This is a genomic window from Rhizobium sp. BK112, assembly GCF_014193215.1.
Lineage (GTDB): Bacteria > Pseudomonadota > Alphaproteobacteria > Rhizobiales > Rhizobiaceae > Rhizobium > Rhizobium anhuiense.
Window position 1 is genome coordinate 218,150 of the sequence record NZ_JACHYZ010000006.1, and the last position, 24,287, is coordinate 242,436.

Annotated in this window: 20 protein-coding genes; 4 read left to right on the forward strand and 16 right to left on the reverse strand. The window is 62.7% G+C overall.

Features of this window, described 5'->3' with window-relative positions; translation table 11 throughout:
* Window positions 1-20: 20 nt before the first annotated feature.
* The 3 genes from FHT75_RS18650 to FHT75_RS18660 are packed head-to-tail and all read right to left on the reverse strand — an operon-like array spanning window position 21 to window position 2,239.
* Window positions 21-914: an NAD(P)-dependent oxidoreductase gene (locus FHT75_RS18650; RefSeq protein ID WP_097542533.1), complete on the reverse strand. Its 894-nt coding sequence runs from the start codon at window positions 912-914 to the stop codon at window positions 21-23.
* Window position 915: 1 nt separating this feature from the next.
* The gene (locus tag FHT75_RS18655; RefSeq protein ID WP_047612178.1) at window positions 916-1,461 is read right to left on the reverse strand and encodes a gluconokinase; all 546 of its coding nucleotides are present in this window, start codon (window positions 1,459-1,461) and stop codon (window positions 916-918) included.
* A 13-nt stretch (window positions 1,462-1,474) separates the two neighbouring features.
* A complete protein-coding gene (locus tag FHT75_RS18660; RefSeq protein ID WP_047612176.1) occupies window positions 1,475-2,239 on the reverse strand; it encodes an SDR family oxidoreductase in 765 nt (254 codons plus the stop codon).
* A gap of 134 nt (window positions 2,240-2,373) precedes the next feature.
* On the opposite strand from FHT75_RS18660, the gene FHT75_RS18665 reads away from it, so the two are divergent.
* Both FHT75_RS18665 and FHT75_RS18670 read left to right on the forward strand, forming a co-directional pair.
* Window positions 2,374-3,315 carry a 2-hydroxyacid dehydrogenase gene (locus FHT75_RS18665; RefSeq protein WP_047612174.1) on the forward strand — a complete coding sequence of 314 codons (942 nt, stop codon included), beginning with the start codon at window positions 2,374-2,376 and terminating at the stop codon, window positions 3,313-3,315.
* 10 nt (window positions 3,316-3,325) lie between these two features.
* Window positions 3,326-4,357 carry an L-idonate 5-dehydrogenase gene (locus FHT75_RS18670; RefSeq protein ID WP_183845120.1) on the forward strand — a complete coding sequence of 344 codons (1,032 nt, stop codon included), beginning with the start codon at window positions 3,326-3,328 and terminating at the stop codon, window positions 4,355-4,357.
* 105 nt (window positions 4,358-4,462) lie between these two features.
* On the opposite strand, the gene FHT75_RS18675 is transcribed toward FHT75_RS18670, so the two are convergent.
* On the reverse strand, window positions 4,463-5,539 hold the full coding sequence (locus FHT75_RS18675) for a LacI family DNA-binding transcriptional regulator (protein WP_047612170.1): 1,077 nt from the start codon (window positions 5,537-5,539) through the stop codon (window positions 4,463-4,465).
* 203 nt (window positions 5,540-5,742) lie between these two features.
* Here FHT75_RS18675 and FHT75_RS18680 point away from each other — a divergent pair, with 203 nt between their 5' ends.
* Complete coding sequence (locus tag FHT75_RS18680; protein WP_183845121.1) at window positions 5,743-6,669, forward strand: SMP-30/gluconolactonase/LRE family protein; 927 nt, start codon at window positions 5,743-5,745, stop codon at window positions 6,667-6,669.
* 63 nt (window positions 6,670-6,732) lie between these two features.
* Here the strand turns inward: FHT75_RS18680 and FHT75_RS18685 are convergent, their stop codons facing one another.
* Both FHT75_RS18685 and FHT75_RS18690 read right to left on the reverse strand, forming a co-directional pair.
* Window positions 6,733-8,862 (reverse strand): vWA domain-containing protein, encoded by a 2,130-nt coding sequence (locus FHT75_RS18685; protein ID WP_183845122.1) that lies wholly within the window; start codon window positions 8,860-8,862, stop codon window positions 6,733-6,735.
* On the reverse strand, window positions 8,859-9,383 hold the full coding sequence (locus tag FHT75_RS18690) for an RNA polymerase sigma factor (protein ID WP_047612165.1): 525 nt from the start codon (window positions 9,381-9,383) through the stop codon (window positions 8,859-8,861). Before FHT75_RS18690 ends, FHT75_RS18685 begins: the two co-directional genes overlap by 4 nt.
* Before the next feature lie 224 nt (window positions 9,384-9,607).
* Here FHT75_RS18690 and FHT75_RS18695 point away from each other — a divergent pair, with 224 nt between their 5' ends.
* On the forward strand, window positions 9,608-10,519 hold the full coding sequence (locus FHT75_RS18695) for an alpha/beta hydrolase (RefSeq protein ID WP_047612163.1): 912 nt from the start codon (window positions 9,608-9,610) through the stop codon (window positions 10,517-10,519).
* A gap of 3 nt (window positions 10,520-10,522) precedes the next feature.
* Here FHT75_RS18695 and FHT75_RS18700 read toward each other — a convergent pair whose 3' ends face one another.
* The 10 genes from FHT75_RS18700 to FHT75_RS18745 form a co-directional block, all read right to left on the reverse strand.
* On the reverse strand, window positions 10,523-12,526 hold the full coding sequence (locus FHT75_RS18700; RefSeq protein WP_047613383.1) for a CocE/NonD family hydrolase: 2,004 nt from the start codon (window positions 12,524-12,526) through the stop codon (window positions 10,523-10,525).
* A gap of 65 nt (window positions 12,527-12,591) precedes the next feature.
* On the reverse strand, window positions 12,592-14,223 hold the full coding sequence (locus tag FHT75_RS18705) for an ABC transporter ATP-binding protein (protein WP_047612161.1): 1,632 nt from the start codon (window positions 14,221-14,223) through the stop codon (window positions 12,592-12,594).
* Window positions 14,216-15,043, reverse strand: coding sequence for an ABC transporter permease (locus FHT75_RS18710; RefSeq protein WP_047612159.1), 828 nt, complete (start codon window positions 15,041-15,043; stop codon window positions 14,216-14,218). The genes FHT75_RS18705 and FHT75_RS18710 overlap by 8 nt, the downstream gene beginning before the upstream one ends.
* Complete coding sequence (locus tag FHT75_RS18715) at window positions 15,040-16,044, reverse strand: ABC transporter permease (RefSeq protein WP_047612157.1); 1,005 nt, start codon at window positions 16,042-16,044, stop codon at window positions 15,040-15,042. Before FHT75_RS18715 ends, FHT75_RS18710 begins: the two co-directional genes overlap by 4 nt.
* Window positions 16,045-16,141: 97 nt before the next feature.
* A complete protein-coding gene (locus tag FHT75_RS18720; protein ID WP_047612155.1) occupies window positions 16,142-17,731 on the reverse strand; it encodes an ABC transporter substrate-binding protein in 1,590 nt (529 codons plus the stop codon).
* A gap of 118 nt (window positions 17,732-17,849) precedes the next feature.
* A complete protein-coding gene (locus FHT75_RS18725; protein ID WP_183845123.1) occupies window positions 17,850-18,632 on the reverse strand; it encodes a carnitinyl-CoA dehydratase in 783 nt (260 codons plus the stop codon).
* 6 nt (window positions 18,633-18,638) lie between these two features.
* Entirely contained in the window at window positions 18,639-20,693 is a 2,055-nt protein-coding gene (locus tag FHT75_RS18730) for an acetate--CoA ligase family protein (protein ID WP_183845124.1), read from the reverse strand.
* A 4-nt stretch (window positions 20,694-20,697) separates the two neighbouring features.
* Window positions 20,698-21,858 (reverse strand): acyl-CoA dehydrogenase family protein, encoded by a 1,161-nt coding sequence (locus tag FHT75_RS18735; RefSeq protein ID WP_063475779.1) that lies wholly within the window; start codon window positions 21,856-21,858, stop codon window positions 20,698-20,700.
* A gap of 10 nt (window positions 21,859-21,868) precedes the next feature.
* Entirely contained in the window at window positions 21,869-23,359 is a 1,491-nt protein-coding gene (locus FHT75_RS18740; protein ID WP_183845125.1) for a carnitine 3-dehydrogenase, read from the reverse strand.
* A 7-nt stretch (window positions 23,360-23,366) separates the two neighbouring features.
* The gene (locus tag FHT75_RS18745) at window positions 23,367-24,269 is read right to left on the reverse strand and encodes a 3-keto-5-aminohexanoate cleavage protein (RefSeq protein ID WP_063475777.1); all 903 of its coding nucleotides are present in this window, start codon (window positions 24,267-24,269) and stop codon (window positions 23,367-23,369) included.
* Between the last annotated feature and the right edge of the window lie 18 nt (window positions 24,270-24,287).

The window sequence follows — 24,287 nt, forward strand, 5'->3', positions numbered from 1 at the left end:
AATTTCTCGAGGAATTGACGTCAGCCGGCCTGAAATCCGTCGAGAAGCCGCATCATCTCGGCCGAGTCCTTCGGCCCGAGGCCGGCAGAGCAGAGCAGGCGGTGGATCTCGACCACCGCGCCGGTCATCGGCAATGGCGTCTTCGTCTTCAGCGCAAAGGCCTGAAGCGAATCCAAGTCCTTCAACATATTGTCTATCCTGCCTGTCGGCGAGAAATCCCGGGCGGCGAATTTCGCCATGAATTCCTGCAATATGCGACTATCCGCCCTGCCGCCGGCAAGGGCTGCCGGAATGGCAGCCGGATCGACGCCGCCGGCTTCAGCGAGCTTGACCGCCTCGGCGACGGCCTGGAACAGAACGGCGCAAAACAGCTGATTGATCAGCTTCGTGGTCTGCCCGGCGCCCGATGCGCCCATCAGCGTGTAATTGGCGGCAAGATGCCGCATCACCACGCGCGCCCGCTCGAAATCCTCGGGGCTGCCGCCGGCCATGATCGTCAGGCGTCCGCTCAGCGCACCCGGCACGCCGCCGGACAATGGGCAATCCACCCATGCCATGCCGGTTTCCCGGCGCAACCGCGTCGCCATGTCGGCCGTTTCGGCCGGGTCGATCGAGGACATGTCGATCAGCACCTTGTCGGCATTGGCAGCCGCCGAAACACCTTTTTCGCCGAAGACGACGGCCCGGACGATATTTGCGTGATTGAGGCTGAGCACACAAAACGCCGACCGTGAGACCGCATCCTCCACGGAGCCTGCCGCATAGGCACCCTTGGCCTGCAAAGCCGCGACTTTTTCGGCGTCCAGGTCGAAGACCGAGACCTTGTGCCCGGTTTCGATCAATCGGCTGACGATTGCCGTTCCCATGATGCCGGCGCCGATGACGGCGACATCTGCCCTGTGATCATCCTGCATGCTAATCTCCTCCCTTGACGGCCATGCCGCTCAATCCCTTGCAAGCCAGCGCTACAATATCATCCAAGGCATTATCGATCGCCACCGTCACCACACCAGGCTCACCGGCCGGCGGCTCCAGCGTCTGCAACTGGCTGTCGAGGAGGGACGCCGGCATGAAATGGCCCTGACGCGCCTGCATCCGCGACAGCAACAGATCGCGGGACCCCTCCAGGAAAACAAAGGCCAGGCGCCCGCCCGCCGCCTGCCGCAACCTGTCCCGATAGCTTCTCTTCAACGCCGAACAGGAAATCACCAATCCTTGCGATGCGTCCAGCGCGGTGCTGATTTTCGCGCCGATCCGGTCGAGCCAGGGCAGGCGGTCGTCGTCGGTCAGCGGTATGCCCTGCGCCATCTTCTCGACGTTTTGAGGCGGGTGGAGCTGGTCGCCCTCTAGAAACGCCATGCCGTTTTGGGCAGCAATGCGTTCTCCGACCGAGGATTTGCCGCAGCCGCTGACGCCCATGACGACAACGGCCAGAGGCGGTGCCATTTTCTCGCGCTTCATCGTCCCGTCTCTATCAGAGGCAGGTCGTGATGCCGCCGTCGACATAAAGCGTGTGCCCGTTGATGAAGGACGAGCCGCGGCCCGAGAGGAAGACGGCAGCGCCGACCAGTTCCTCGACATTGCCCCATCGTCCGGCCGGCGTCCGCTTCTCGAGCCATGAAGAGAATTCCGGATTGTCGACGAGCGCCTGGTTGAGCGGCGTCTTGAAATAACCCGGCGCAATCGCGTTGATCTGCAGGCCGTACTTGGCCCAGTCGGCGCACATGCCGCGGGTCAGATTGCGCACCGCGCCCTTGGTCGCCGTGTAGGGAGCAATGCCGGGGCGCGCCAGTTCGCTTTGCACGGAGGCAATGTTGATGATCTTGCCCTGGCCGCGGGCGATCATGGGTTTGGCCGCCGCCTGGCCGACGTAAAACACGCTCGAAATATTGGTGGTCAGCAGCAGCTCCCATTTGTCCGCCGGGAAGTCTTCCAGCGGCGTGCGAAACTGCATGCCGGCATTGTTGATCAGGATGTCGAGCGGCCCGATATCGGCTTCGATCGCATCTATGCCTTCTTTGGCGGCGTCCTTGCTGGTGACGTCGAAGATCGCCGCATGGGCCGACAGGCCTTGATCCTTGAGGCTCGCGACCGCGCGTTTGACGCTTTCGGGCGTGCGGCCGTTGATGATGACCTCGGCGCCATGCTGCGCCAGCCCTTCGGCCAGGGCATAACCGATCCCCTGGCTCGAGCCGGTGATCAGGGCAAGGCGTCCGGTAAGATCAAACAAGTTCTTCATCTCATAACTCCTCCGGTCTCGCCGCGGGCGACGGCTGACGCTGCCGCTGGCGGTGAAACTCACTTGACATCCCTTTTTCGAATTATATGTTATCGATAACATAATCAACTGTCAAAATGCGGGATGGAAACGGAATGCCTGAGATAGAAATCTTGATGGCCGGAGCTTATCCGGAATGGGACATGGTGGATCTGGAGGCGAACTACCGCATCCATCGCCTGTGGGAAGCAACCGACCGGCAGGAACTGATTGCAAGAGTCGGCAAGGATATCCGCGCCATAGCGACGCGCGGCGAACTCGGCGCGTCCGCAGAGCTGATGGCGCAATTGCCGAAGCTGGAGATCGTCTCCTGTTATGGCGTCGGCACCGACGCTATCGACCTGTCCTATGCCCGCGCCAACGGCATTCGCGTCACCAACACGCCTGACGTGCTGACCGAAGATGTCGCCGATATCGCCATCGGACTGCTGATTGCCACGGCAAGGCAGATCCCGCAGGCCGACGTTCTCGTCCGCTCCGGCCAGTGGGGCAGCGTCGCAATGCCGCTGGTGACGAGGGTCTCCGGCAAGAAAGTCGGGGTCGCCGGCATGGGGCGGATCGGCAAGGCGATTGCCAAGCGGGCCGCCGCTTTCGGCTGTGAGATCTCCTACTTCGCCCGCAACGAGCACAAGGATGTTGCCTATGCCTACCAGCCGGACTTGGTCGCACTTGCCGATTGGGCCGATTTTCTGATCGTCATCGTCCCCGGCGGGCAGGCGACCATGAAGATCATCAACGCCGATGTACTCAAAGCGCTCGGTCCCAACGGCATGTTGATCAATGTTTCGCGCGGAACGACCGTCGACGAAGAGGCGCTGATCGCAGCCCTTCGGGATGGCACGATCAAGGCCGCCGGCCTTGATGTCTTCCTGAACGAACCGAAGATCGACGCGCGTTTCCTGACGCTCCCAAACGTGGTGTTGCAGCCCCATCATGGCTCCGGTACCGTCGAGACGCGTAAGGCCATGGGCCAGTTGGTCAGAGACAATCTCGCCGCGCATTTTGCCGGCAACCCGCTTCCAACTCCCGTCGTGTGAGGGTCCCGATATGAAAGCCATCGTCATCCATGCCGCCAAGGATCTGAGGATCGAGGAGCGCGAGCCGGAGGTTGCGGGCGCCGGGCAGGTGGAGATCGCCATCGAAGCCGGCGGTATCTGCGGTTCCGACCTGCATTATTACAATCATGGCGGTTTCGGCACCGTGCGCCTGCGCGAACCGATGATCCTCGGCCATGAGATCGCCGGCACGGTCAAGGCGCTGGGCGCCGGCGTCGCCGACCTTGCCGTCGGAGACCGCGTTGCGGTTTCGCCGAGCCGGCCGTGCAACCATTGCCAATATTGCCTGAAGGGACAGCAGAATCACTGCCTCAACATGCGGTTTTACGGCAGTGCCATGCCGATGCCGCATATTCAGGGCGGCTTTCGCCAGCGGCTGGTGGCGGAACGTTGGCAATGCCACAAGGTCGCCGATGGCATTTCCATCCACGAGGCCGCCTTTGCCGAACCCTTTGCCGTGACGCTGCATGCGGCAAACCGCGCCGGATCGCTGCTGGGCAAACGGGTGCTCGTCACCGGCTGCGGCCCCATCGGCATGCTGGCGATCGTTGCAGCCCGCGTTCTCGGCGCCCGCGAGATCGTCGCGACCGACGTGACCGACAGCGTTCTGGCGATTGCCCGCACCAGCGGCGCCGACAGAACGATCAACGTTGCCACGCATGCCGCCGACCTCGCCAATTATAGCGCCGACAAGGGATATTTCGACGTCATGTTCGAGGCGTCAGGCAATGAACGGGCGGTGCGCGCGGGCCTGGAGACGCTCAGGCCCCGCGCCGTTCTCGTTCAGCTCGGCCTTGGCGGCGATGTCTCGATTCCGCAGAACATGATCGTTGCGAAAGAGATCGAGATGCGCGGGACATTCCGTTTTCACGAGGAATTTGCGCTCGCCGTCGAACTGATCAACGCGCGTCGCGTCGATCTGAAGCCGCTGCTGACAGGTGTCTTCGGAATCGACGAGGCCGTCGCCGCTTTCGAATTGGCCGGCGATCGCAGCAAGTCGATGAAAGTCCAGATCGCCTTCTGAACCTGCTGGATCATTCCTTAAATCGGAATCGATTCAGAAATAGATGTTCAAAAATTCAAACTGTTGCGACGCCGCGCATCTGAAAGACGCGCGGCGTTGTGGTGCTCAAGCTGTCGGCGTGCCGTTCCTGTCCGTGCTTTCGCGCAGGACAACCCTATAGCCGGTCAATGTGATCTCATCGCCGGTCGCCTCGCCACTTTGCAGGGCGTGCAGCAGGCGACCGGCCGCCTGGCGACCGATGCCATAACAGTCCACATTGATGGTGGTGATGCGCGGATGACAGATGGAGGAGATCTCATAATCGCCGAAACCGGCAACGGCGATGTCCCGAGGAACCTTCATTCCCCTGCGCGTGCATTCCATGATGGCGCCGAAGGCGGAGAGGTCGGAAACGCAGAGAACCACTTCCGTGTCCGGCCAGCGCTCCAGCAGGCTGACGATTGCCTGGCCACCCTGTTCCATGGTGATGGGCGGAACGCCGAAGGAAATCATCCGTCCCGGTCCGAGGCCGAGTTCTTCAACCGTCTTCTGGAAACCGCTGCGCCGCTGGCTGCCGCGCGTATCGCGCGCCGTCGTTCCGCCGATATAACCGAACTTCCGATATCCCTGGCCGGCAAGCGTCCGCACCAGCAAGGACATCGCCTCGCTGTTGGAGAAGCCGACGACCTGATTGATCGGATCTTCCGGAAGTTCCCACGTCTCGACAACGGGAATGCCGGCTTTTGCGAGCATCCGCCGTGCGCGCGCCGTGTGCGAACCACCGGTCAGGATGATGCCTTCCGGGCGGCGGCGCAGCATCGCCTCGATCAGCTCTTCTTCTTTCTCCGCCGAATAGTCGGTATAGCCGAGAAGAAGCTGAAGGCCGGTATTTTCCAGCGCATCGGTAATGCCGCGTGCGGTGTCGGAAAAATTCGAATTGTTGATCGACGGCACCAGGGCGGCGATGAAGCCGCTGCGCCGCGACGACAGGCTGCCGGCCGACAGATCGAGCACGTAGCCCAGCGCATCGACGGCTTCCATGATGCGCTTGCGGGTCTCCTCGGAAACACTCGCATCCTGGCGAAAGGCACGCGAAACGGTCATGGCGGAGACGCCGACATATTTGGCGACCTCCGCCATCGTCAGCTTTTGAGCCTCTCCCGGCTTGAGACGCTTGTCTTTCGGCACATCCTCGTTCTTCACTGGTCTCCGCTTTCACAAAGCTTCCGAGTTGGGCAATTCAACACAGGATAAAGTTATCGCTATCATCGCACAATCGATTTTATTGCAGTAATGCACCGTTCCGCAGTCGAAAAACCAGGATTCTCGGCGCATCGATACCTGTACGACAGCTTCAAAACACGACAATATGATATCGATAACAATTGATGATAGGGAGGAGCATCATGTTCGGGCAAATAGACGGTACGGGGTTCGAGGTTCTCGACCCGCGTTTCGAAAGCTGCTTCGTGGGCCACGCCCGCGTCGAGCGGCTTTGGACGGGTGGTCGCTGGCTGGAGGGACCGGCCTGGTTTGCCGCCGGGCGGTATCTGGTTTTCTCGGATATCCCCAACAACCGGATGATGCGCTACGACGATACCAGCGGGCATACGTCGGTCTTCCGCGCGCCCAGCAACAACTCGAACGGCAACACGGTCGACAATCAGGGCCGGCTCATCACCTGCGAGCACCTGACGCGCCGTGTCACCCGCACCGAATTCGACGGCAGGATTACCGTCCTGGCCGATCGGATTGCAGGCAAACGGCTGAATTCCCCGAACGACGTCGCCGTCAAATCCGATGGGACCGTCTGGTTCACCGACCCGAGCTACGGTATTCTTCACGACTACGAGGGCGACTACGGCGAGGAGGAAATCGGCGGATGCCACGTCTACCGGCATGACCCGGCAACAGGCACGACTGATCAGGTCACTTCCGATTTCGTCAAGCCGAACGGACTGGCTTTTTCCCCGGATGAGAGCGTGCTCTACGTCGCCGATACCGGGGCAACGCACCAGCCCGGCGGCCCGCGTCACATCCGGAAGCTCGCAGTCTCGAATGAGAGACGACTGAGCGATCTCGGCGTTTTCGCGGAATGTACCTCAGGCCTGTTCGATGGTTTTCGCGTGGACCGGAAAGGCCGGATATGGACGAGCGCCGGCGATGGCGTCCACGCCTATGACGCGGATGGAACGTTGATCGGCAAGATCCATATTCCCGAGGGCGTCTCCAACGTCACCTTCGGCGGAGAGAAATTGAACCGTCTCTTCATCACCGCAAGCACGTCCCTTTATGCTGTCTATCTCACTGCCAACGGGTCGAGACCGGGGTAATCACTAAGCCGAAGCCGCCCTTTTGGGACGGCCTCTCGTTTGCGACGGCATTTACGTCTTACCTCACCGCTGGCTGAGGCCGTCCGCCAGCCGGACCAGGCCGAGGAAATCCGACCTGTAGCCGAAGCTATCCGTTCCCCGCGATGCCGCGGCTAGATCGGCAATCGCCCGATAGGAATAGGAATCGAGGGTGGCGATGCGGCTCAGTTTCTGGCCGAAGGCGGCGACGGCCACGGAGAAACGGACATCCTGCGGCGCGGCATCGACGGCGACGACCGCGTTGCTGTCATTGACAGGCGTGGTGATGAGAGCACTCTTGTCCTCGCCCGGCCTTTTGTAGCGCATCTTGACGAAGGCAAGCTCGTCTTGACGCGCGGTATCGGCGGTCTCGGCCGGCGCCTTGTCGCCATAACGCAGGTCGTCATTCATGACCGCGGGGCTTCCCTTGGGCGTAATTTCGTAAATCGCCGTGACGCTGTGGCCGGAGCCGATATCGCCGGCATCGACACGATCATTGTTGAAATCTTCGCGGTTCAGTGCCCGCGTCTCGTAGCCGATCAAGCGGTATTCGGCGATCCTTTCCGGGTTGAATTCGACCTGGAACTTGACGTCGCTGGCGATCGGAAACAGCGTCGATCCGGCCTCTTCGACCAGCGCCTTCTGTGCCTCCGCCAAGGTGTCGATATAGGCCGCACTGCCATTGCCGTTCTGGGCCAGCGTTTGCATCAGGGAATCGTTGAGATTGCCCCGCCCGAAGCCGAGAACGGTCAGGAAGATGCCGTCCTTGCGCTTCTCTTCGATGATGCGCTTCAAGTCCTCGTCGCTCGACGGGCCGACATTGAAATCGCCGTCCGTCGCCAGCATCACCCGGTTGACGCCGTCCTTGACGAAGGCCTGTTTGGCAAGGTCATAGGCGGCCTCGATACCTTCGGCGCCGCCGGTCGAGCCGCCGGGCTCCAGTCCGTCGATCGCCGACAGGATCTTCGATTTCTCCGCCACCCGCGTCGGCGTCAGCACGGTGCCGGCATTGCCGGCATAGGTGACGATCGAGACGGTGTCGTCGGCCTTCAGCCGGTTGACCAGAAGACGGAAAGCGCTCTTGAGAAGCGGCAGCTTGTCCGGCTCGTCCATCGAGCCCGAGACGTCGATCAGGAAGACCAGATTGGCATGCGGCGTGGTTGCCGGTGCGATGTCATAGCCCTTGATCGCCACATGCATCAATTCCGTGTCGTGGTTCCACGGGGTCGGCATGACGGTCACCGTCGCCTTGAACGGCTGGTCGGCATTGTCGGGACCCGGCCAGTCATAGGGGAAATAATTGATCATCTCCTCGACGCGAACCGATTGCGGATCGGGCATCGCCCCACCCGTCAACGACCGGCGGACGAAGGAATAGGAGGCGCTGTCGACATCGGCGGAGAAGGTCGAAACCGGATCCGTCGCGACGCTCTTGATCGGATTTGCCGCGGCATTGGCAAACCGCTCGCGGCCGGGATCGCGCTGGATCTGGATAGGTCCGTCCGCCGGCGGCGCAGGCGAGGGGGCGACGGCCATCGGTTCGGCCAGCTGCTGTTGGGGGGCGATGCCGGGTGCGGCCGGCGCGGAGCGTTTGGCCGCCTCGAGGGCCGCGGCAGAACTCTCCGACTTGTTCGTAAGGGCAGCGATGTCGTCGGCATCGAATTCGGACGTCCGTCCCGCATCGGGCTTTGCGAGGATTTGAGACTCCTTGTCCTGCAGGCCTTGCGCGTCAGCGACAGATTGCTCAGTCAGGGGGCCGTTCTCGGCCGGTGCTTGCGGCGGAATCTCCGGCGTGACCGTGACGGGTTGGCCCGCAGTTGCGACCGGTTGTTTCGACGCCTCACCTCGCGACAGGTTGTCGGCGATCTCGGTCTGGTCGACGATCGGCGATCCGTTGCGGGTTAGCTCGATCGTGAGATAACCGGCAGCCGGAATGACGAGCAGCGTCGCAAGGGCTGAACCGGCGAGGAATTTCTTGTTCATGGCAGGGCTCCATATCCAGTTGATGATGGAGCTTTGACGCCAGCCTTTCGCATTTCCTTGGGGCGCCTGCACATTATTTTCGGCGGTGTCGAAGGCCTGCATCGCTGCGGCAAGCGCACGCGCGCGCGCCTCCGAATCGGGTGCCGGCGGTGTGAGGCGGGAGAGCTTTTCCAGTTCCTTGTCCACGGTCATACCTCTTCCTTGCCGAGCACTGTTTTCAGCCTCTTACGCGCCTCGTGGACCTGCCAGGACACGGTCGCCTCCGAGCAGCCCATGACATCGGCGGCAGCAGAATGGCTGAGGCCTTCGCCATAGACGAGCAGCACCGCGTCGCATTGCCTTTCCGGCAAGGCGCGCACGGCGGCCCATAATTCGCCCGATAGCTCGTCGTCATTTCCATCAGGCGCATCCGGCTGCGGTTCGGCGGCATAAGCGCGGAATGTCTGCTCCTCTCGGGCAAGCTTGCGTCTGTGGTCGCGGGCGGCGTTGAGCGTCAGCGTATAGAGCCAGGTTCTGAAGCGACTGGCGCCGCGAAAGCTGCCGATGGCCGCGCCGAGCTTGACGCAGACCTCCTGGGCGATGTCGTCGGCATCCGTGGAACTGCCCGACCAGCGCCACGCCGTCGCGTGGACGAAATCATAATGACGCGAGACCAGTTGCCCGAAGGCTTCCCGGTCGCCGCCCTGCGCTCGTTCTATGAGCTCCGCATCCAATTCCGCACCTACCCCAAACCGACCAGCAAGATGCTATTTCGAGATTGAGACGTTTCTCGGATGGCTTTCCTTGGGTCGGCGCTGAAAAAATTATCGCGAATTTTGAAAGTCGCGACATTCATGGGTCGCGGCCAGACAGATCGGCTCGGTCACAAAGGCGCATGATGAGGATAAAGTCGGCCAGGGACATGATCTGTCATGCCCCAAATCGCGAAAGGACCTCCATGTCCGCTCAACCGCCTGTCCCCACCGAAAAGGGCATCCTGCAGTTTCTGGCGATTTGCGATTCCTTCTATCCGCCGGACGCCGTTCAAGCATCGATCGAGCAGCAACGCCATTGGTACGATGCTCTTTGCGCGCGTTTCGACCGGCCGCTGCCCCCGGAGATGATCTTTGCCGACGGCATGCTGCAGCGCATACCGATCCGGCGCTACCGTCCGCGCAAAATCAGCACGCGCACCATTCTGCTCTATCTTCATGGCGGCGGCTTCGTCGTCGGTTCGCTCGAAAGCCATCATGCCATCTGCGCCGAGATCGCCGATTTCGCCGGAGCGGAACTCGTTTCCGTCGATTACCGGCTGGCGCCTGAGTATCGCTGGCCGGCACAGACGGATGACGGCTTTGCAGTGTTGAAGCATCTGCTGTCCGCCAACAGCAAGGTCGTGCTGATCGGGGACAGCGCCGGCGCCAATCTTGCCGCCGGTCTTGCATTGCGGGCGCGCGACGAGGGCCTGTCCGGTGTCGTCGGCCAGGTCCTGATCTACCCGGCGCTCGGTGGCGATCTTGCCGCAGGCTCCTATATCGAAATGGCCGCAGCCCCCGGCCTGACGACGGCGGATGTCGCCTATTACCGCGAGATCCTGCAGGCGCCGGCAGGCAATGAGATCGCCGAGCCGCTGCAGGCAGCTTCGCTTGCAGGGCTGCCGCCGGCCTTCATCACGGTCGCGCATTTCGATCCGCTTCGGGACGACGGCCGGCACTATGCCGCCCGGCTCACCGAAGAGGGCGTCGACGTCTGGTTCCGGGAGGAGCCGCAGATGGTGCATGCATGGCTGCGCGCCCGCCACATGAGCGATGGCGCCCGCGACGGCTTCCGTGCCGTCTGCGAGGCCACAAGGCGTTTTGCGCAGACCTGACGATCACATCAGGTCACGCGCGATCCGCTTTTCCGCAAAGACCTTTTCGAAGACCTGTACGTCGTCCTCGAACGCGGTGACGACGGCGCTGATGATCCACTCGGTCCGGGTGCAGGCAATATGCGCGGTCGCGACCGTCCGGACGAACCAGCCGGGGCGGCGCATGTCGCAGGTCCAGGTCGACATCCCGGTCATCGACTGGGGATTATCGGGTGAAATCGACCAGACTTCCTCCCGCAGTTGCCGGGTCGAGAGACCTGTCCCCGGGTGTTCGGTGAGCCCGGTATCCTCGTGGATGTGATACTCCGTCCGGTTGGCCGAGAGATCGCGGACGACCTGCCGCTTCGTCGCGGCCGCCGCGTGCTCGATGTATTTCGGCAGCGGATCGGGATTGGCCGGTTCCTTGATGTCGATCCTCTGATGCTCGCCGAGCATCGGCAACCCCAGACCGAGTGCCGCGATGTCGACCTCGATGCCCTCGTCATCAGGCGGCGGCAGGATCATCGGCCAATAGGCGGTGGAAAGCGAAAGGCGGATGCGATGTCCCTTGCGGAAGCGATAACCGCAGGCATCGAGCACGAGCCGGATCGACACCCTTTCGCCTGGCACCAGCGGCTTGGGATCTGCATTGCCGTCGCGGTGGGTGAGGTTGACGACGCCGAAGGCGACACGCGTTGCCGTGCCATCCGGATGGACATCGACGAGCCGGGCGCAGAGATTTCCGCCCGTCGCCCGGGAGCGCAGTGCAAGCGTCAGCACGGGCCGGCCGAGATAGTCGCAATCGCCGGCAAGCGGCATCGTATCGAAGACCAGCGAGCCGGCATCGTCCGAACGCTGATCGATCGCCATTTCGGCGTCGGGTTTCAGCGTAAAATATTCGCCGGATGCCGTCCCGGTGTCGAGCGGAGAGCGGAGATAGACGGGATGCTCGGGCGCGTGCGGGATCGGCATGCCTTCCGTCAGCTTGCCGAATTGCTCGACATAAAAACACTGCATCCGCGGCGGCGACCAGACGTCCTTGGCAACCCAGAAACCCGGATCGCTGTCACGTCGCGGGGCAGGGCGGATGGCATCGAGAATATAGGCGCGGGCCTGCGGCAGCCCGTCGATCCCGTTATCGTCGCCGCGCAGCCATTTGTTCCACCAGCCAATCGCCTCGCCGTGGAAATCCGTGCGCGGCTTCGGCCAGGCGAAATGCGGATATTTGTGCACCCACGGCCCGATCAGCGCCTTCGCTTTGCGGCCCAAACCTTCAATCGCCATCAGAGGCGTATTGCGGTAGCCGTCCGCCCAGCCGGCGATGACAAGTGCCGGAATCTCCACGCTCGAAAAATCCTCTGAGATCGAGCCGTGACGCCAGAAATCGTCGCGCCGCTGGTGGGCCAGCCACGCCTCCATGAAGAAGGGTTCGCCTGCCAGGCGTTCCAGCCACATCTGCTTCCAGTGCTCGCCGACCAGTGCCGGATCGGGCGGGCGCGACTGGTAGCCGAGCATCGTCGCCGCCCATGAGAGCTGGGCGGAGAGATGGCAACCGTTCTTGTAATGGATGTCGTCATTGTAGCGGTCGACGGTCGAGGCGATCGATATGACGGCCTTCAGCGCCGGCGGACGCAATGCCGCGACCTGCAGGCTGTTGAAGCCGCCCCAGGAGATGCCCATCATGCCGACGGCGCCGTTCGACCATGGCTGCGCGGCAATCCAGGCAATCAGCTCGCAGGCATTGGCAAGCTCGCATTCTGTATATTCGCCATCGATGACACCATCGGATTCGCCGGAGCCGCGGATATCGACGCGCACGCCGGCAATACCGGCCGCGGCAAAGACCGGGTAGGTCGACTCGTCCCTGAGGCAGGTTCCGTCCCGCTTGCGGTAGGGCAGGAATTCGAAGACGGCGGGAACGGGATCTTCGTCCGCGCCGTCCGGCATCCAGATGCGCGCGGCAAGCCGCGTCCCATCCTTCAGCATGATCCATTCATTCTCGATGGTGGTAAAGCCGCGCGAGGTCATGCTCATTCCTTGATGCATATTGCATGCGACGAGGGTTCCGCCCCTCGTCAAGTCACCTAGTCAAGTCAGTTACCGGCGCTCTCCATGCGACGCGTGGCGAGCACCCGTTCCAGCCAGCCGATTTCCATTTCCGGTACGGATTTCAACAGCAGATCGGTGTAATCGTCAAAGGGCGGCGACAGCGCCGTCGATTTCGGGCCGAACCGCACCAGCTTGCCGCGATGCATCACCGCCACGCTGTCGGCGATCGCCCGGACGATCGCGATATCGTGGGTGATGAAGACATAGGAAAGCTGCTCTTCTTCCTGCAGGCGCAGGAGCAGCTTGAGGATACCCTCCGCCACCAGCGGATCGAGCGCCGAGGTCGGCTCGTCGCAGAGGATGAGTTCGGGCCTGGCGGCCAGCGCTCTGGCGATCGCCACGCGTTGCTTCTGGCCGCCGGAGAGTTCGGCGGGGTAGCGATCGACGAAGCCCTTGCCCATTTCGATCTGGTCGAGCAGTTCCTTGACCCGGGCGGTCTTCTCGGCACCTCTGAGGCCATAATAGAAGGTCAGCGGCCGGCCGATGATGTCGCGGACCGTCTGCCGCGGGTTCATCGCCGTATCGGCCATCTGGTAGATCAGCTGGATGCGCCTCAGGTCGTCGTTCGGCCGGCTCTTGAGGCCTGGCATCAGCGGTTTGCCGTCAAAGACGATGCGTCCGCTGCTCGGCGGCAACAGGCCGGTGATGACGCGCGCCAGGGTCGACTTGCCCGAGCCGGACTCCCCGACGACCGCGAGTGTCTGGCCCTTCGGCACGTGCAGCGAGACATCGTGCAGTACCTTGAAGCCGTTGGAATATTCGGCGCTGACATTTTCCACCTTGAGGAGTGCCGTGGACTGATCGGCGGCTTCCTCGCGATAGGCCTGTCTGACATTGACGAGGGCGCGCGTATAATCCTCCCGCGGTGCCTCGATGATCTGCTGGACGCTGCCATATTCCACTTGCTTGCCATAGCGCAGAACCATGATGTCGTCCGAGATCTGGGCGACGACGGCGAGATCGTGGGTGATGTAGAGGGCGGCGGTATGCGTTTCCTCGATCGCATGCTTGATCGCCGCCAGCACGTCGATCTGCGTGGTGACGTCGAGCGCCGTGGTCGGTTCGTCGAAGACGATGAGTTCGGGGTTGGAGCAGAGCGCCATCGCCGTCATCGCCCGCTGCAACTGGCCGCCAGAGACCTGATGGGGAAAGCGCTCGCCGAAGGTTTGGGGATTGGGCAGGCCGAGAACCCCGAACAGATAAAGCGCACGCTTGCGCGCCTCATCCTTCGTCATCAAACCATGCTTGACAGAGGCTTCAATCACCTGATCGCCGAGCCGATGGGCGGGATTGAAGGCAGCGGCCGCAGACTGCGCCACATAGCAGACCCGCGCCCCGCGGATTTGACGGATGCCGTTCTTGCCGAGCGCCAGGATATTGGCACCGTCGAGCAAGACCTCGCCTCCGGTGATTTCCGCGCCACCCCGGCCATAGGCGAGTGCGGAAAGGCCTATAGTCGACTTGCCGGCGCCCGATTCCCCGATGAGGCCGAGAACCTTGCCCTTTTGCAGATCGAAGGAAACGCCGTCGACGATCGTCACCCGCCTGGGCGGTTCGCCCGGCGGGTAGCTGGTTGCTTCGATCTTCAGATTGCGAACGGAAAGAAGCTCAGGCATCGCCGCGCCCTCCCTTGAGGCTGGATGTGCGTTTCAGGAGCCAGTCGACGACGAGGTTGACACAGACGGCAAGCACGGCGATCGCCGTGCCCGGCACCAGCGCTGCCGATATGCCGAAAATGATGCCGTCCTTGTTGTCCTTGACCATGCCGCCCCAATCGGCCGCCGGCGGCTGAATGCCGAGGCCGAGGAAGGAAAGCGTCGAGAGGAACAGGATCGAGAAGGCGAAGCGCAGCCCGAACTCGGCGAGCAGCGGCGACAGCGTGTTCGGCAGGATTTCGCGGAAGATGATCCAGAGCTTGCCTTCGCCGCGCAGCTTGGCCGCCTCGACGAATTCCATCACCGCGACATCGAGCGCCACAGCGCGGCCGAGACGGTAGACGCGGGTGGAATCGAGGATCGCCATGACAAGGATCAGCACGACGATATTTTGCGGCAGGACCGCCAGAACGACCAGCGCGAAGATCAGCGTCGGGATCGACATCATCAGATCGTTGAAGCGGGAAAACACCGTGTCGATGATGCCGCGCGAGACGGCAGCGGTGAAGCTCAGGATAATGCCGAGCGAGAAGGAGATGACGGTGGCGGCGGACGAGACCAGCAGCGTCGTGCGCGCGCCGTAGATCAGGCGCGAGAGGATATCGCGGCCGAGATTGTCGAGGCCGAAGATATATTGATTATCCGGCAGCTGCCAGACGTCGCCGACGACCTGCGTCTCGCCATAGGGGGCGAGCCAGGGTGCAAAGATAGCGAAGATGAAGGCGATGGCGATACCGGCCATGCCGATCCAGGCGGTGATGGGGATGTCTCTCAATCTCATCGCGGATGCCTCAGCCGGGGATTGGCGATAATCGCAAGGATATCGGCCGTCATGTTGAGGAAGATGTAGACGGCTGCGAAGATGAGGCCGCAGGCCTGTACGACGGGCATATCGCGCACGGTGACCGCATCGACCATATATTGCCCCATGCCGGGATAGACGAAGACCACTTCGACAACGACGACGCCGACCACGAGATAGGCAAGGTTCAGCGCGATGACATTGATGATCGGGGCGAGCGCATTGGGAGCGGCATGCTTGACGATCGCGCGGAAGGCGCTGAGGCCCTTCAGCTCTGCCGTCTCCATATAGGCCGACGACATGACGGAGAGAATCGCCGCCCGCGTCATGCGCATCATGTGCGCAAGCACGACGAGCACGAGCGTCGCCGTCGGCAGCGCGATCGCCTTCAACCGCTCGACGAAACCCATGCTGTCATAGACCGTCGCCGGGAAAGTCGCCATGCCAAGGTTCACCGCGAAGAAGAGGATCAGCAGGTAGCCGATGAAGAATTCCGGCAGCGAGATCGCCGCAAGCGAGATCACGTTGATGATCTTATCCGGCAGCCGATTGCGGAAATGCACCGACAGCATGCCAAGGCCGACGGCGAGCGGCACGGAGATCACCGCTGCGAAACCCGCCAGGAAAAGCGAATTGCCAAGGCGTTTGCCGATCTGCTCGCTCACCGAATTCTTGCTGGCCCAGGAGGTGCCGAAGTCCCCCTGGACGGCATTGCCGAGCCACTCGACGTAGCGCGTCGTGACCGGACGGTTCAGCCCGAGATCCTGACGAATATTGGCAACCGCCTGCGGCGTCGCCGACTGGCCGAGATAGGTGGTGGCAAAATCGCCGGGCAGGGCTTCCAGGCCGCCGAAGATCAGGATGGAAACGGCAAAAAGCAGGACGAGACTGAGCACGAAGCGCTCGAGGATGAGGGCCAGCAGCGGAAAACGCTGCCGCAACCCGAGGCCGGGCAAGATGCTGGGGGCAGGATTGGTCATGGCGAGGACCTCGCGCTAAAACGGCGGGAGGACCGCGGGTTTCATCCCACGGTCCCGGCTTCGTTGGAGATCGGAGGGGGCAAACGCCCCTTTATCCTCAGGCGTCCAGCCAGACGCGGGTTGCGACGTAGCCGTTCGACATGTCGTTGCCGATGTCGTGGACATAACCCTTCACCTGCTTGGTGGAGGCGTTCACGAAATCGTTGAACATCGGCAGGATCACCCCGCCCTCGTCGCGCACCATCATCGCCATGGTGCGGTACATGTCCTTGCGCTTGGCTTCGTCCAATTCGGAGCGGGCCTGCAGCAGCAGCTTGTCGAAGTCAGGACGCTTGAACTTGGTGTCGTTCCAATCCGCCGTCGAGAGATAGGCGGTGGAATACATCTGGTCCTGCGTCGGACGGCCACCCCAATAGGAGGTCGAGAAGGGCTGGACGTTCCAGACGTTGGTCCAGTAGCCGTCGCCCGGCTCGCGCTTGACCTCGATCTCGATGCCGGCCTTCTTGCAGCTTTCCTGATAGAGGACGGCCGCGTCGACGGCGCCGGGGAAGGCGACTTCGGAGGTGCGCAGGAGGACCGAGCCGCTATGGCCGGACTTCTTGTAGTGGAAGGCGGCCTTGTCGGGATCGTAAACGCGCTGCTCGATGCCCTCGGGGAACAGCGCATAGGTGCTGTTGATCGGGAAGTCGTTGCCGACCTTGCCGTAGCCGCCGAGGATCTTCTGCACCATGGTCTCGCGGTCCATGGCGTATTTGAGAGCCAGGCGCAGGTCGTTATTGTCGAACGGCGCCTTGTCGCAATGCATGATGAAGACATAATGGCCACGGCCGGCGGTCGAGAGGATCTCGACATTCGGCGCGCGCTTCAGCAGGTTGACGGTCTTCGGGTCGACGCGGTTGATGTAGTGCACCTGACCGGACGAAAGCGCCGCGATGCGGGCAGTGGCATCGTTCATGCCGATGATTTCGATCGAATCGACATAGCCCCGGTCGGTGCGCCAGTCGTCCTTGTTCCTTTCGAAGGTGGCGCGGACGCCGGGCTCGAAGCTCGTCATCTTGTAGGGGCCGGTGCCGATCGAGGCCAGCGGATCGTCGACGCCGCCGTTCGGCTGGATGACCAGGTGGTAGTCCGACAGCAGAAGCGGCATGTCGGCATTGCCTTCGCTGAGCGTCAGCACGAGATTGCCGCCGTCGGCCTTGATCTCCTTGATCGAGCCGAGAACACCGAGCGCACCGGATTCCGACTTTGCGTCGGTGTGGCGCTTCAGCGTCGCAACGACGTCGTCGATCGTCAGTTCCTTGCCGTCGTGGAACTTGACGCCCTTGCGGATCTTGAAGGTCCAGGTGACAGCGTCCTTCGAGGGCTCCCAGGATTCGGCAAGCGAGGGCACGGCGGCACCCGTCAGCGGGTCGGACTCGACCAGCATGTCGCCCCAGCAGCGGCCGATACAGAACATGACCTGCGACAGGAACTTTGCCGGATCCTTCGAATCGGTGGCGGCACCTCCTTCGAGGCCGAGCTTCAAGTGGCCACCGCGTTTCGGTTCGGCGGCTTGCGCACTTTCGGTGAAGAGCTTGTCGGCGACGGCAAGTGTGATGCCCGCCGCCATGGCGCGTCCCATGAATTCGCGGCGGCTGAGCCCGCCGGCGGTGACACGGCTTGCGAGATATTTGGTGTAGTCGTTCATTCCCCAGTTCCTTCTTTATGGTGCGTTGACAGAACTTCCGGGCAGATCCGCAGGCGGTTTCCTCTCCACCTCCGGTGCCCGCATCATGCGGGAAAACAGTGCGGTTGCCGCCGCCTGGTCATTTTCCTTTCCAAATGGGGCTTCGCTTCTCGGCGAAGGCCCGCGCGCCTTCCAATTGGTCCTCGCTCGAATAGAGTTTGTCGACCGTCGCAAACTGCCGCTTGGTGACCTTGTTCATGGCAGTCTGGAACGTCGAACCCTCCGCTTCGCGCACGATTTCCTTGATGGCCGCATAGACGAGCGGCGGCCCTCTTCCGAGCAGCCGGGCAAGCTCCCATGCTCTTTCCATAAGCCTGTCGGCCGGCAGGACCTCGTTGACGAAACCCCAGCGATGCGCCTCGTGAACGTCGAGCCAGCGCCCCGTCAAAAGCATGTCCATGGCGATGTGATAGGGGATGCGCTTCGGCAGCTTGATCGAGGCCGCATCGGCAACCGTGCCCGAGCGGATTTCCGGCAGGGCGAAGGTGGCATGCTCGGCGGCGAGGATCAAGTCGGCAGAAAGCGCGATCTCCAGCCCGCCGCCGCAACAGATCCCATTGACCGCACAAATGACCGGCTTGTTGAGGTCACGCAGCTCCTGCAGCCCGCCGAAGCCGCCGACACCGTAATCCCCGTCGACTGCATCGCCCGATGCCGCCGCCTTGAGATCCCATCCGGCGCAGAAAAACTTCTCGCCCGCACCCGAGACGATGGCGACACGTAGCGTTGGATCATCGCGGAAATCCCGGAAGATCAACCCCAGGGCGCGGCTGGTCGAAAGGTCGATGGCGTTCGCCTTCGGCCGGTCGATGACGACTTCGAGGACACCGCTGTCCTGTCGTGTGCGAATGGGATCGCTCAACTTATGCTACCTCCTCCGCCGTATCAGGGCATCGACTGCGACAACGCCGCCCCCTTCGGGAAGAACCATCAACGGATTAATGTCCAGTTCCTCCAGGCGTGCCGCGTTCATTACGACATAATCTGCCGCTGCTGAGACAGCATCGACAACAGCCTCGAGGTCGCCTTTTGGTCTCCCGCGATAGCCATAGATCAATTTTGCAAGTTTAAGACGCGAAATCGCCGCGCGAATCTCGATTTTCGTCACTGGAAGCGGCAAAATGATCGAATCTTCAAGCAATTCAACGAAGATTCCCCCCGCTCCAAGGGTCAGCGACAATCCGAAGACGGGATCGCGGATGGCGCCGACAATGAGCTCGGCAACCGGCGGATTGATCATCTTCTCGACGAGATAACCTAAATTCGGCGGCATGGCCGCCGCCGCATCCGACACTGCCTCACTATCCCTAAGGTTGAGTGCGATGGCCCCGGCGTCGGTCTTGTGGGCAATACCGAGCGCTTTCAGCACAACGGGGAAACCGAGCCGCTCGGCCTGCTCGGCAGCTTCCCGGGACGAAAAAGCCTGCAGCCCCCGAGGAACAGGGAGGCCGCAGGCAGCAAGTTCCGTCTTTGCATCGGCTTCCGTCAGCGTTTCGATCTCGCCGCCCATGGACGGCACGTCGAGCAGCGGCAAGGGAGGCGGCGCTTCCCAGACCTTGCCAATACCGGCGGCGATTTCCGCCGCAATGATGGTTTCGTCGATGCCCGAGAAGGCGACGATGCCATTCGCCATCAGCCGATCTGCGATCGGCTCGGGCATGTTTTCCGGAAGGGTCGCCAGCACGCCGGCCAGCGCACCGGTTGCGGCGGCGGCCGCAATGACCGCATCCGCCGTCATCGCCCATTCGGAGTCATCGCAGCGGTCGCCACGCGGGAAGTCGAGGACGACGAGATTGAGGGCATAGCCGCCTTCGAACATGGCGCCGAAGGCTTCGGTCTGGCGTGCGAGATCGCCCCAGACGAAGGTGTGGTAGTCGAGCGGATTGGAAAGCGTCACCATCTCGCCGAGCACCCGCCGCAGACGCGGTAGCTGTTGCGGCTGCAGCGCCGGGAATTCCACCTTGCGACCGACGGCGGCATCCGCCATCAGCGAGGCTTCGCCCCCCGAGCAGCTCATCGACGAGATCGAATGGCTTGCAAGCGGGCCGGCGACATGCAGCAGCTTCAGGGTTTCGAGCAGTGCCGGCAAGGTCTGGACACGGCCAAGGCCGAGACGGGCCAGTACGGCATCGGCGACGGCATCGCTGCCGGCAAGCGAGGCGGTGTGTGATACGGCCGCACGTTTTGCCTGTTCCGATCTGCCGAGCTTCAGCACGACGACCGGCTTCCTCGACCACCGGGCGATGGCGGCCAGGCGTTCGAGAGCAGCGAGATCGCCGAAGCCTTCGACATGAAGGCCGACCGCTGTAACGCGTGGGTCGTCGATCAATGCGCAGGCGACATCGGCAAGCGATGTCTGCGCCTGGTTGCCGGCCGTGACCACATAGGCGATCGGCAGCCCACGGGTCTGCATGGTCAGGTTGATGGCGATATTCGAGGACTGCGTGAGAATCGCGACGCCACGTTCGATGCGCTGCATGCCATGCTGATCGGGCCAGAGCAGCGCGCCGTCCAGACCGTTGATCAGCCCGTAGCAATTCGGCCCGAGGATCGGCATATCGCCCGCTGCCTCCAGCAGCGCGTGCTGCAGCTCGGCGCCATCCTCAAGTTCACCCGTCGCCTCGCTGAAACCCGATGCATAACAGACCGCCCCGCCGGCACCGGCTTCAGAAAGGCTGCGGACGATCTCGACGGTCAGCGTCCTGTTGACGCCGACGAAGGCGGCATCCGGCGCTGACGGCAGATCCGAGACCGAGCGATAGCAGCGCCGTCCGAGCACCTCGTCGAGCTTCGGATGGACAGGCCAGATCTCGCCGGCAAAACCCATACGATCACACTGCTCGATCACCCTGCGCGCCTCGCGGCCACCGAAGACGGCGATCGTTTGCGGTCTGAGCAGGCGGTCGAGCGGGCGAGATGTCATCGGCTCACGCTCCCAAAGGTCTAAGCAGGTCGCGGCTGATGATATGCCGCTGGATTTCGGAGGTGCCATCCCAGATGCGCTCGACGCGCGCATCGCGCCAGAAGCGGGCGAGTGGCAGGTCGTCCATCAGGCCCATGCCGCCGAAGATCTGGATCGCCTCATCGGTGACCCGGGCGAGCATTTCCGAGGAGTAAAGCTTGGCCGAGGCGATTTGCCGGTCTGCAGGCAGCCCGGCATCAAGCCGCCAGGCGGCGGCAAGTGTCAGCCAATCGGCTGCGTCGATCTCGGTGATCATATCGGCGAGCTTGAACGACACACCCTGATTTGCGCCGATCGGCTTGCCGAACTGCTTGCGCTCGGCGGCATAGGGCAGCGTCATGTCGAAGACGCGCCGTGCCCGGCCGACGCAGGTGGCGGCAACCGTCAGCCGCGTGCCGTAGAGCCATTGATTGGCGATATCGAAGCCGCGATGCACCTCGCCCAGCACCTGGGCTTCGGGTATCCGGCAATCTTCGAAGCTGAGCGTCGAGTTGTGGTAGCCACGATGCGAAACGGAATCGTAGCCCTTGCGGATTTCGAAGCCCGGCGTGCCGCGATCCACCAGGAAGGCGGTGATCTTCTTCTTGATGCCTTTCGGCGTTTCTTCCTCACCCGTCGCGGCAAAGACAATGACGAAATCGGCGACATCGGCATGCGAAATAAAGTGTTTCGTGCCATTGAGGACGAAGTCGCCGCCGTCGCGGCGGGCGGCGCATTTCATCCCGCGCATATCGGAACCGGCGTCCGGCTCGGTGATCGCAAGCGCGTCGATCTTCTCGCCGCGCACGGCGGGCAGGAGGTAGCGCTCTCGCTGCTCGCCCTCGCAAGCCATCAGGATGCCGGAGGGCCGGCCGAAGAAAACCGTCAGCCCGAGGGAACCGCGCCCGAGCTCCCGCTCGACCAGCGTGAAGGTGACGTGATCGAGACCGGCGCCGCCGACCTCCTCCGGGAAATTGCAGGCGTAGAAGCCGAGATCGATGCATTTGCGCCGGATCTCGTCTCCGAGCTCCGGCGGGACGATGCCTGTGCGCTCGACCTCGTTTTCGTGCGGATAAATTTCGGTCTCGACGAAGGCGCGGACCGTCTCGACGATCATTTCCTGTTCTTCGCTCAATCCGAAATCCATGCCGATCCTCCTACCGTTTCTGGCCGACGTGACGGCCGACGCCTTCAGGCGCGGCCAAAATCGCATGCGCTTCGGCGATCGCCTTGACCTTGTCGAGAATGACGGCCGGCGCCGGCGTGGCCTTGCCGGCCTTGCTGTCGACATGCAGCAACATGTGCTCGGCGGTGGCAATGGCCTCGCCCGTCGCCGTATCGTGCAACGTATGGAAGACATGCAGCCGCTTGTCGTCGACGGAGAGGATCCGGCAGGTCGAATGGATCGTCTGGCCGAGCTTTGCCTCGCCGAGATGGCGGATGTGGGTTTCCACCGTATAGTAGCTGTGCCCCGCCTCGACATAGGCGACGTCGACGCCGATGAGGCGCAGCAGCGCATCCGAGGTATCGCCGAAAACCTGAAGGTAGCGGTGTTCGGTCATATGGCCGTTATAGTCGACCCAGGCAGGGCTGACTTTCGTCTCGACGAGCCTCAGCGGTTTCGACAGGTCGACAGACGCAGTCGTCCCGCCGCCTTGTGCCCAGAGCGATTGCTCGAAGTCCTTCAAGAGCTTGCCGGCGCCCCAGCCCTTGCCGCCATCGCCGCCCTTGAGGGCCTGCAGGATGCCGACGAGGTTTTCGTCGCGGATGCGTTCAAGCTCGCGGATCGACAGGCCGGCCGCCTGTTCGTCGGATTGCCGGCCGATCTTTTCGATCAGCGGATCGTCGAGATCGACGACATCGGTGAGCTTGGTCCAGGGCCAGGCGAGGCAGGGACCGAACTGGGCGAGGAAGTGGCGCATGCCGGCCTCGCCGCCGGCGATGCGGTAGGTCTGGAACAGGCCCATCTGCGCCCAGCGCAGGCCGAAAGAATAGCGGATGACATCGTCGAGCGTCTCGACGGTGCAGATATCGTCGTGGATCAGCCACAAGGCCTCGCGCCAGAGCGCTTCGAGCAGCCGGTCGCCGACAAAGGCCTCGATCTCCTTGGCGATGTGGACGCCCTTCATGCCGATCGGCGCCAGTCTTTCCATTGCCGCCTGGATGGTCGCCGCCGAGGTCTTTTCGCCGCCGACGATTTCGACGAGCGGCAAGAGATAGACGGGGTTATAGGGATGGGCGACGAAGAGGCGCTCGGGATGCTTCATGTCGCGCTGCAGATCGGTCGGCAGCAGGCCCGAAGTGGAAGAGCCGATCAGGGCGTCCGGGCGCGCCGAGGCATCAATCTCGGTCAGGACGCCGCGCTTGAGGTCGAGCCGTTCCGGCACGCTTTCCTGAATCCAGTCGGCGCCGGCGACGGCTTCCGCGAGCGTCGTGCAGAAGGTCAGCCTGCCGCGTGGCGGCAGGGGTGCGCCGGTCAGCATGGCATAGGCTTTTTCGGCGTTGGCGAGCACCTCGCCGACGATGCGGTTCGCCTCCGGATGCGGGTCGAACACATCGACGTCGATGCCGGCCAGCAGGAAACGCGCGATCCATCCGCCGCCGATGACGCCGCCGCCGATACAGGCCGCCTTGTTGATCCGTGTCATGCCGTCCTCAGCGCTTCGTCAGTTTGAGTTTCTTGCGAACGTCTTCCGGACCGATGATCCGGGCACCCATGCCTTCGACCACCTGCACCGCCTTTTCGACGAGCTGCGCATTGGTGGCGAGCTGGCCCTTGCCGACGAAAAGGTTGTCCTCCAGGCCGACGCGCACGTTGCCGCCGGCGAGAACCGCGGCCGCCGGATAGGCCATGGCGTTACGGCCGATCGAAAAGGCCGAGAAGGTCCAGCTCTGCGGAACGTTGTTGACCATCGCCATGAAGGTATTGAGATCGTCCGGCGCGCCCCAGGGAATGCCCATGCAGAGCTGGATCAGCACCGGGTCTTCGATCAGGCCTTCCTCGGCAAGCTGCTTGGCAAACCAGAGATGGCCGGTGTCGAAGGCCTCGATCTCCGGCCGCACGCCGAGATCGGTCATCTTCTTCGCCATCGCCCGCAGCATGGCCGGCGTATTGGTCATGACATAGTCGCCGAGGTTGAAGTTCATCGTGCCGCAGTCGAGCGTGCAGATCTCAGGCAGGCATTCGGCGACATGGCTGACGCGCTCGGTGGCGCCGGCCATATCGGTGCCCTTCGGATTGAGGGGAAGGGGGCTTTCGACATCGCCGAAGATCAGGTCCCCGCCCATGCCGGCGGTGAGGTTGAGGACGACGTCGATATCGGCCGAGCGGATGCGGTCGGTGACTTCCCTGTAGAGGTCGTTGCGGCGGCTGGCGGCACCCGTGTCCGGGTCGCGGACATGGCAGTGGACCACCGCAGCCCCGGCCTTTGCCGCGTCGATGGCGGACTCGGCGATCTGCTTGGGCGTGATCGGCACGTGGCTGGATTTGGAAACCGTATCGCCGGCGCCGGTGACGGCGCAGGTGATGAAAACATCGCGGTTCATCGCAAGAGGCATGTTTTTGTTCTCCCTCGT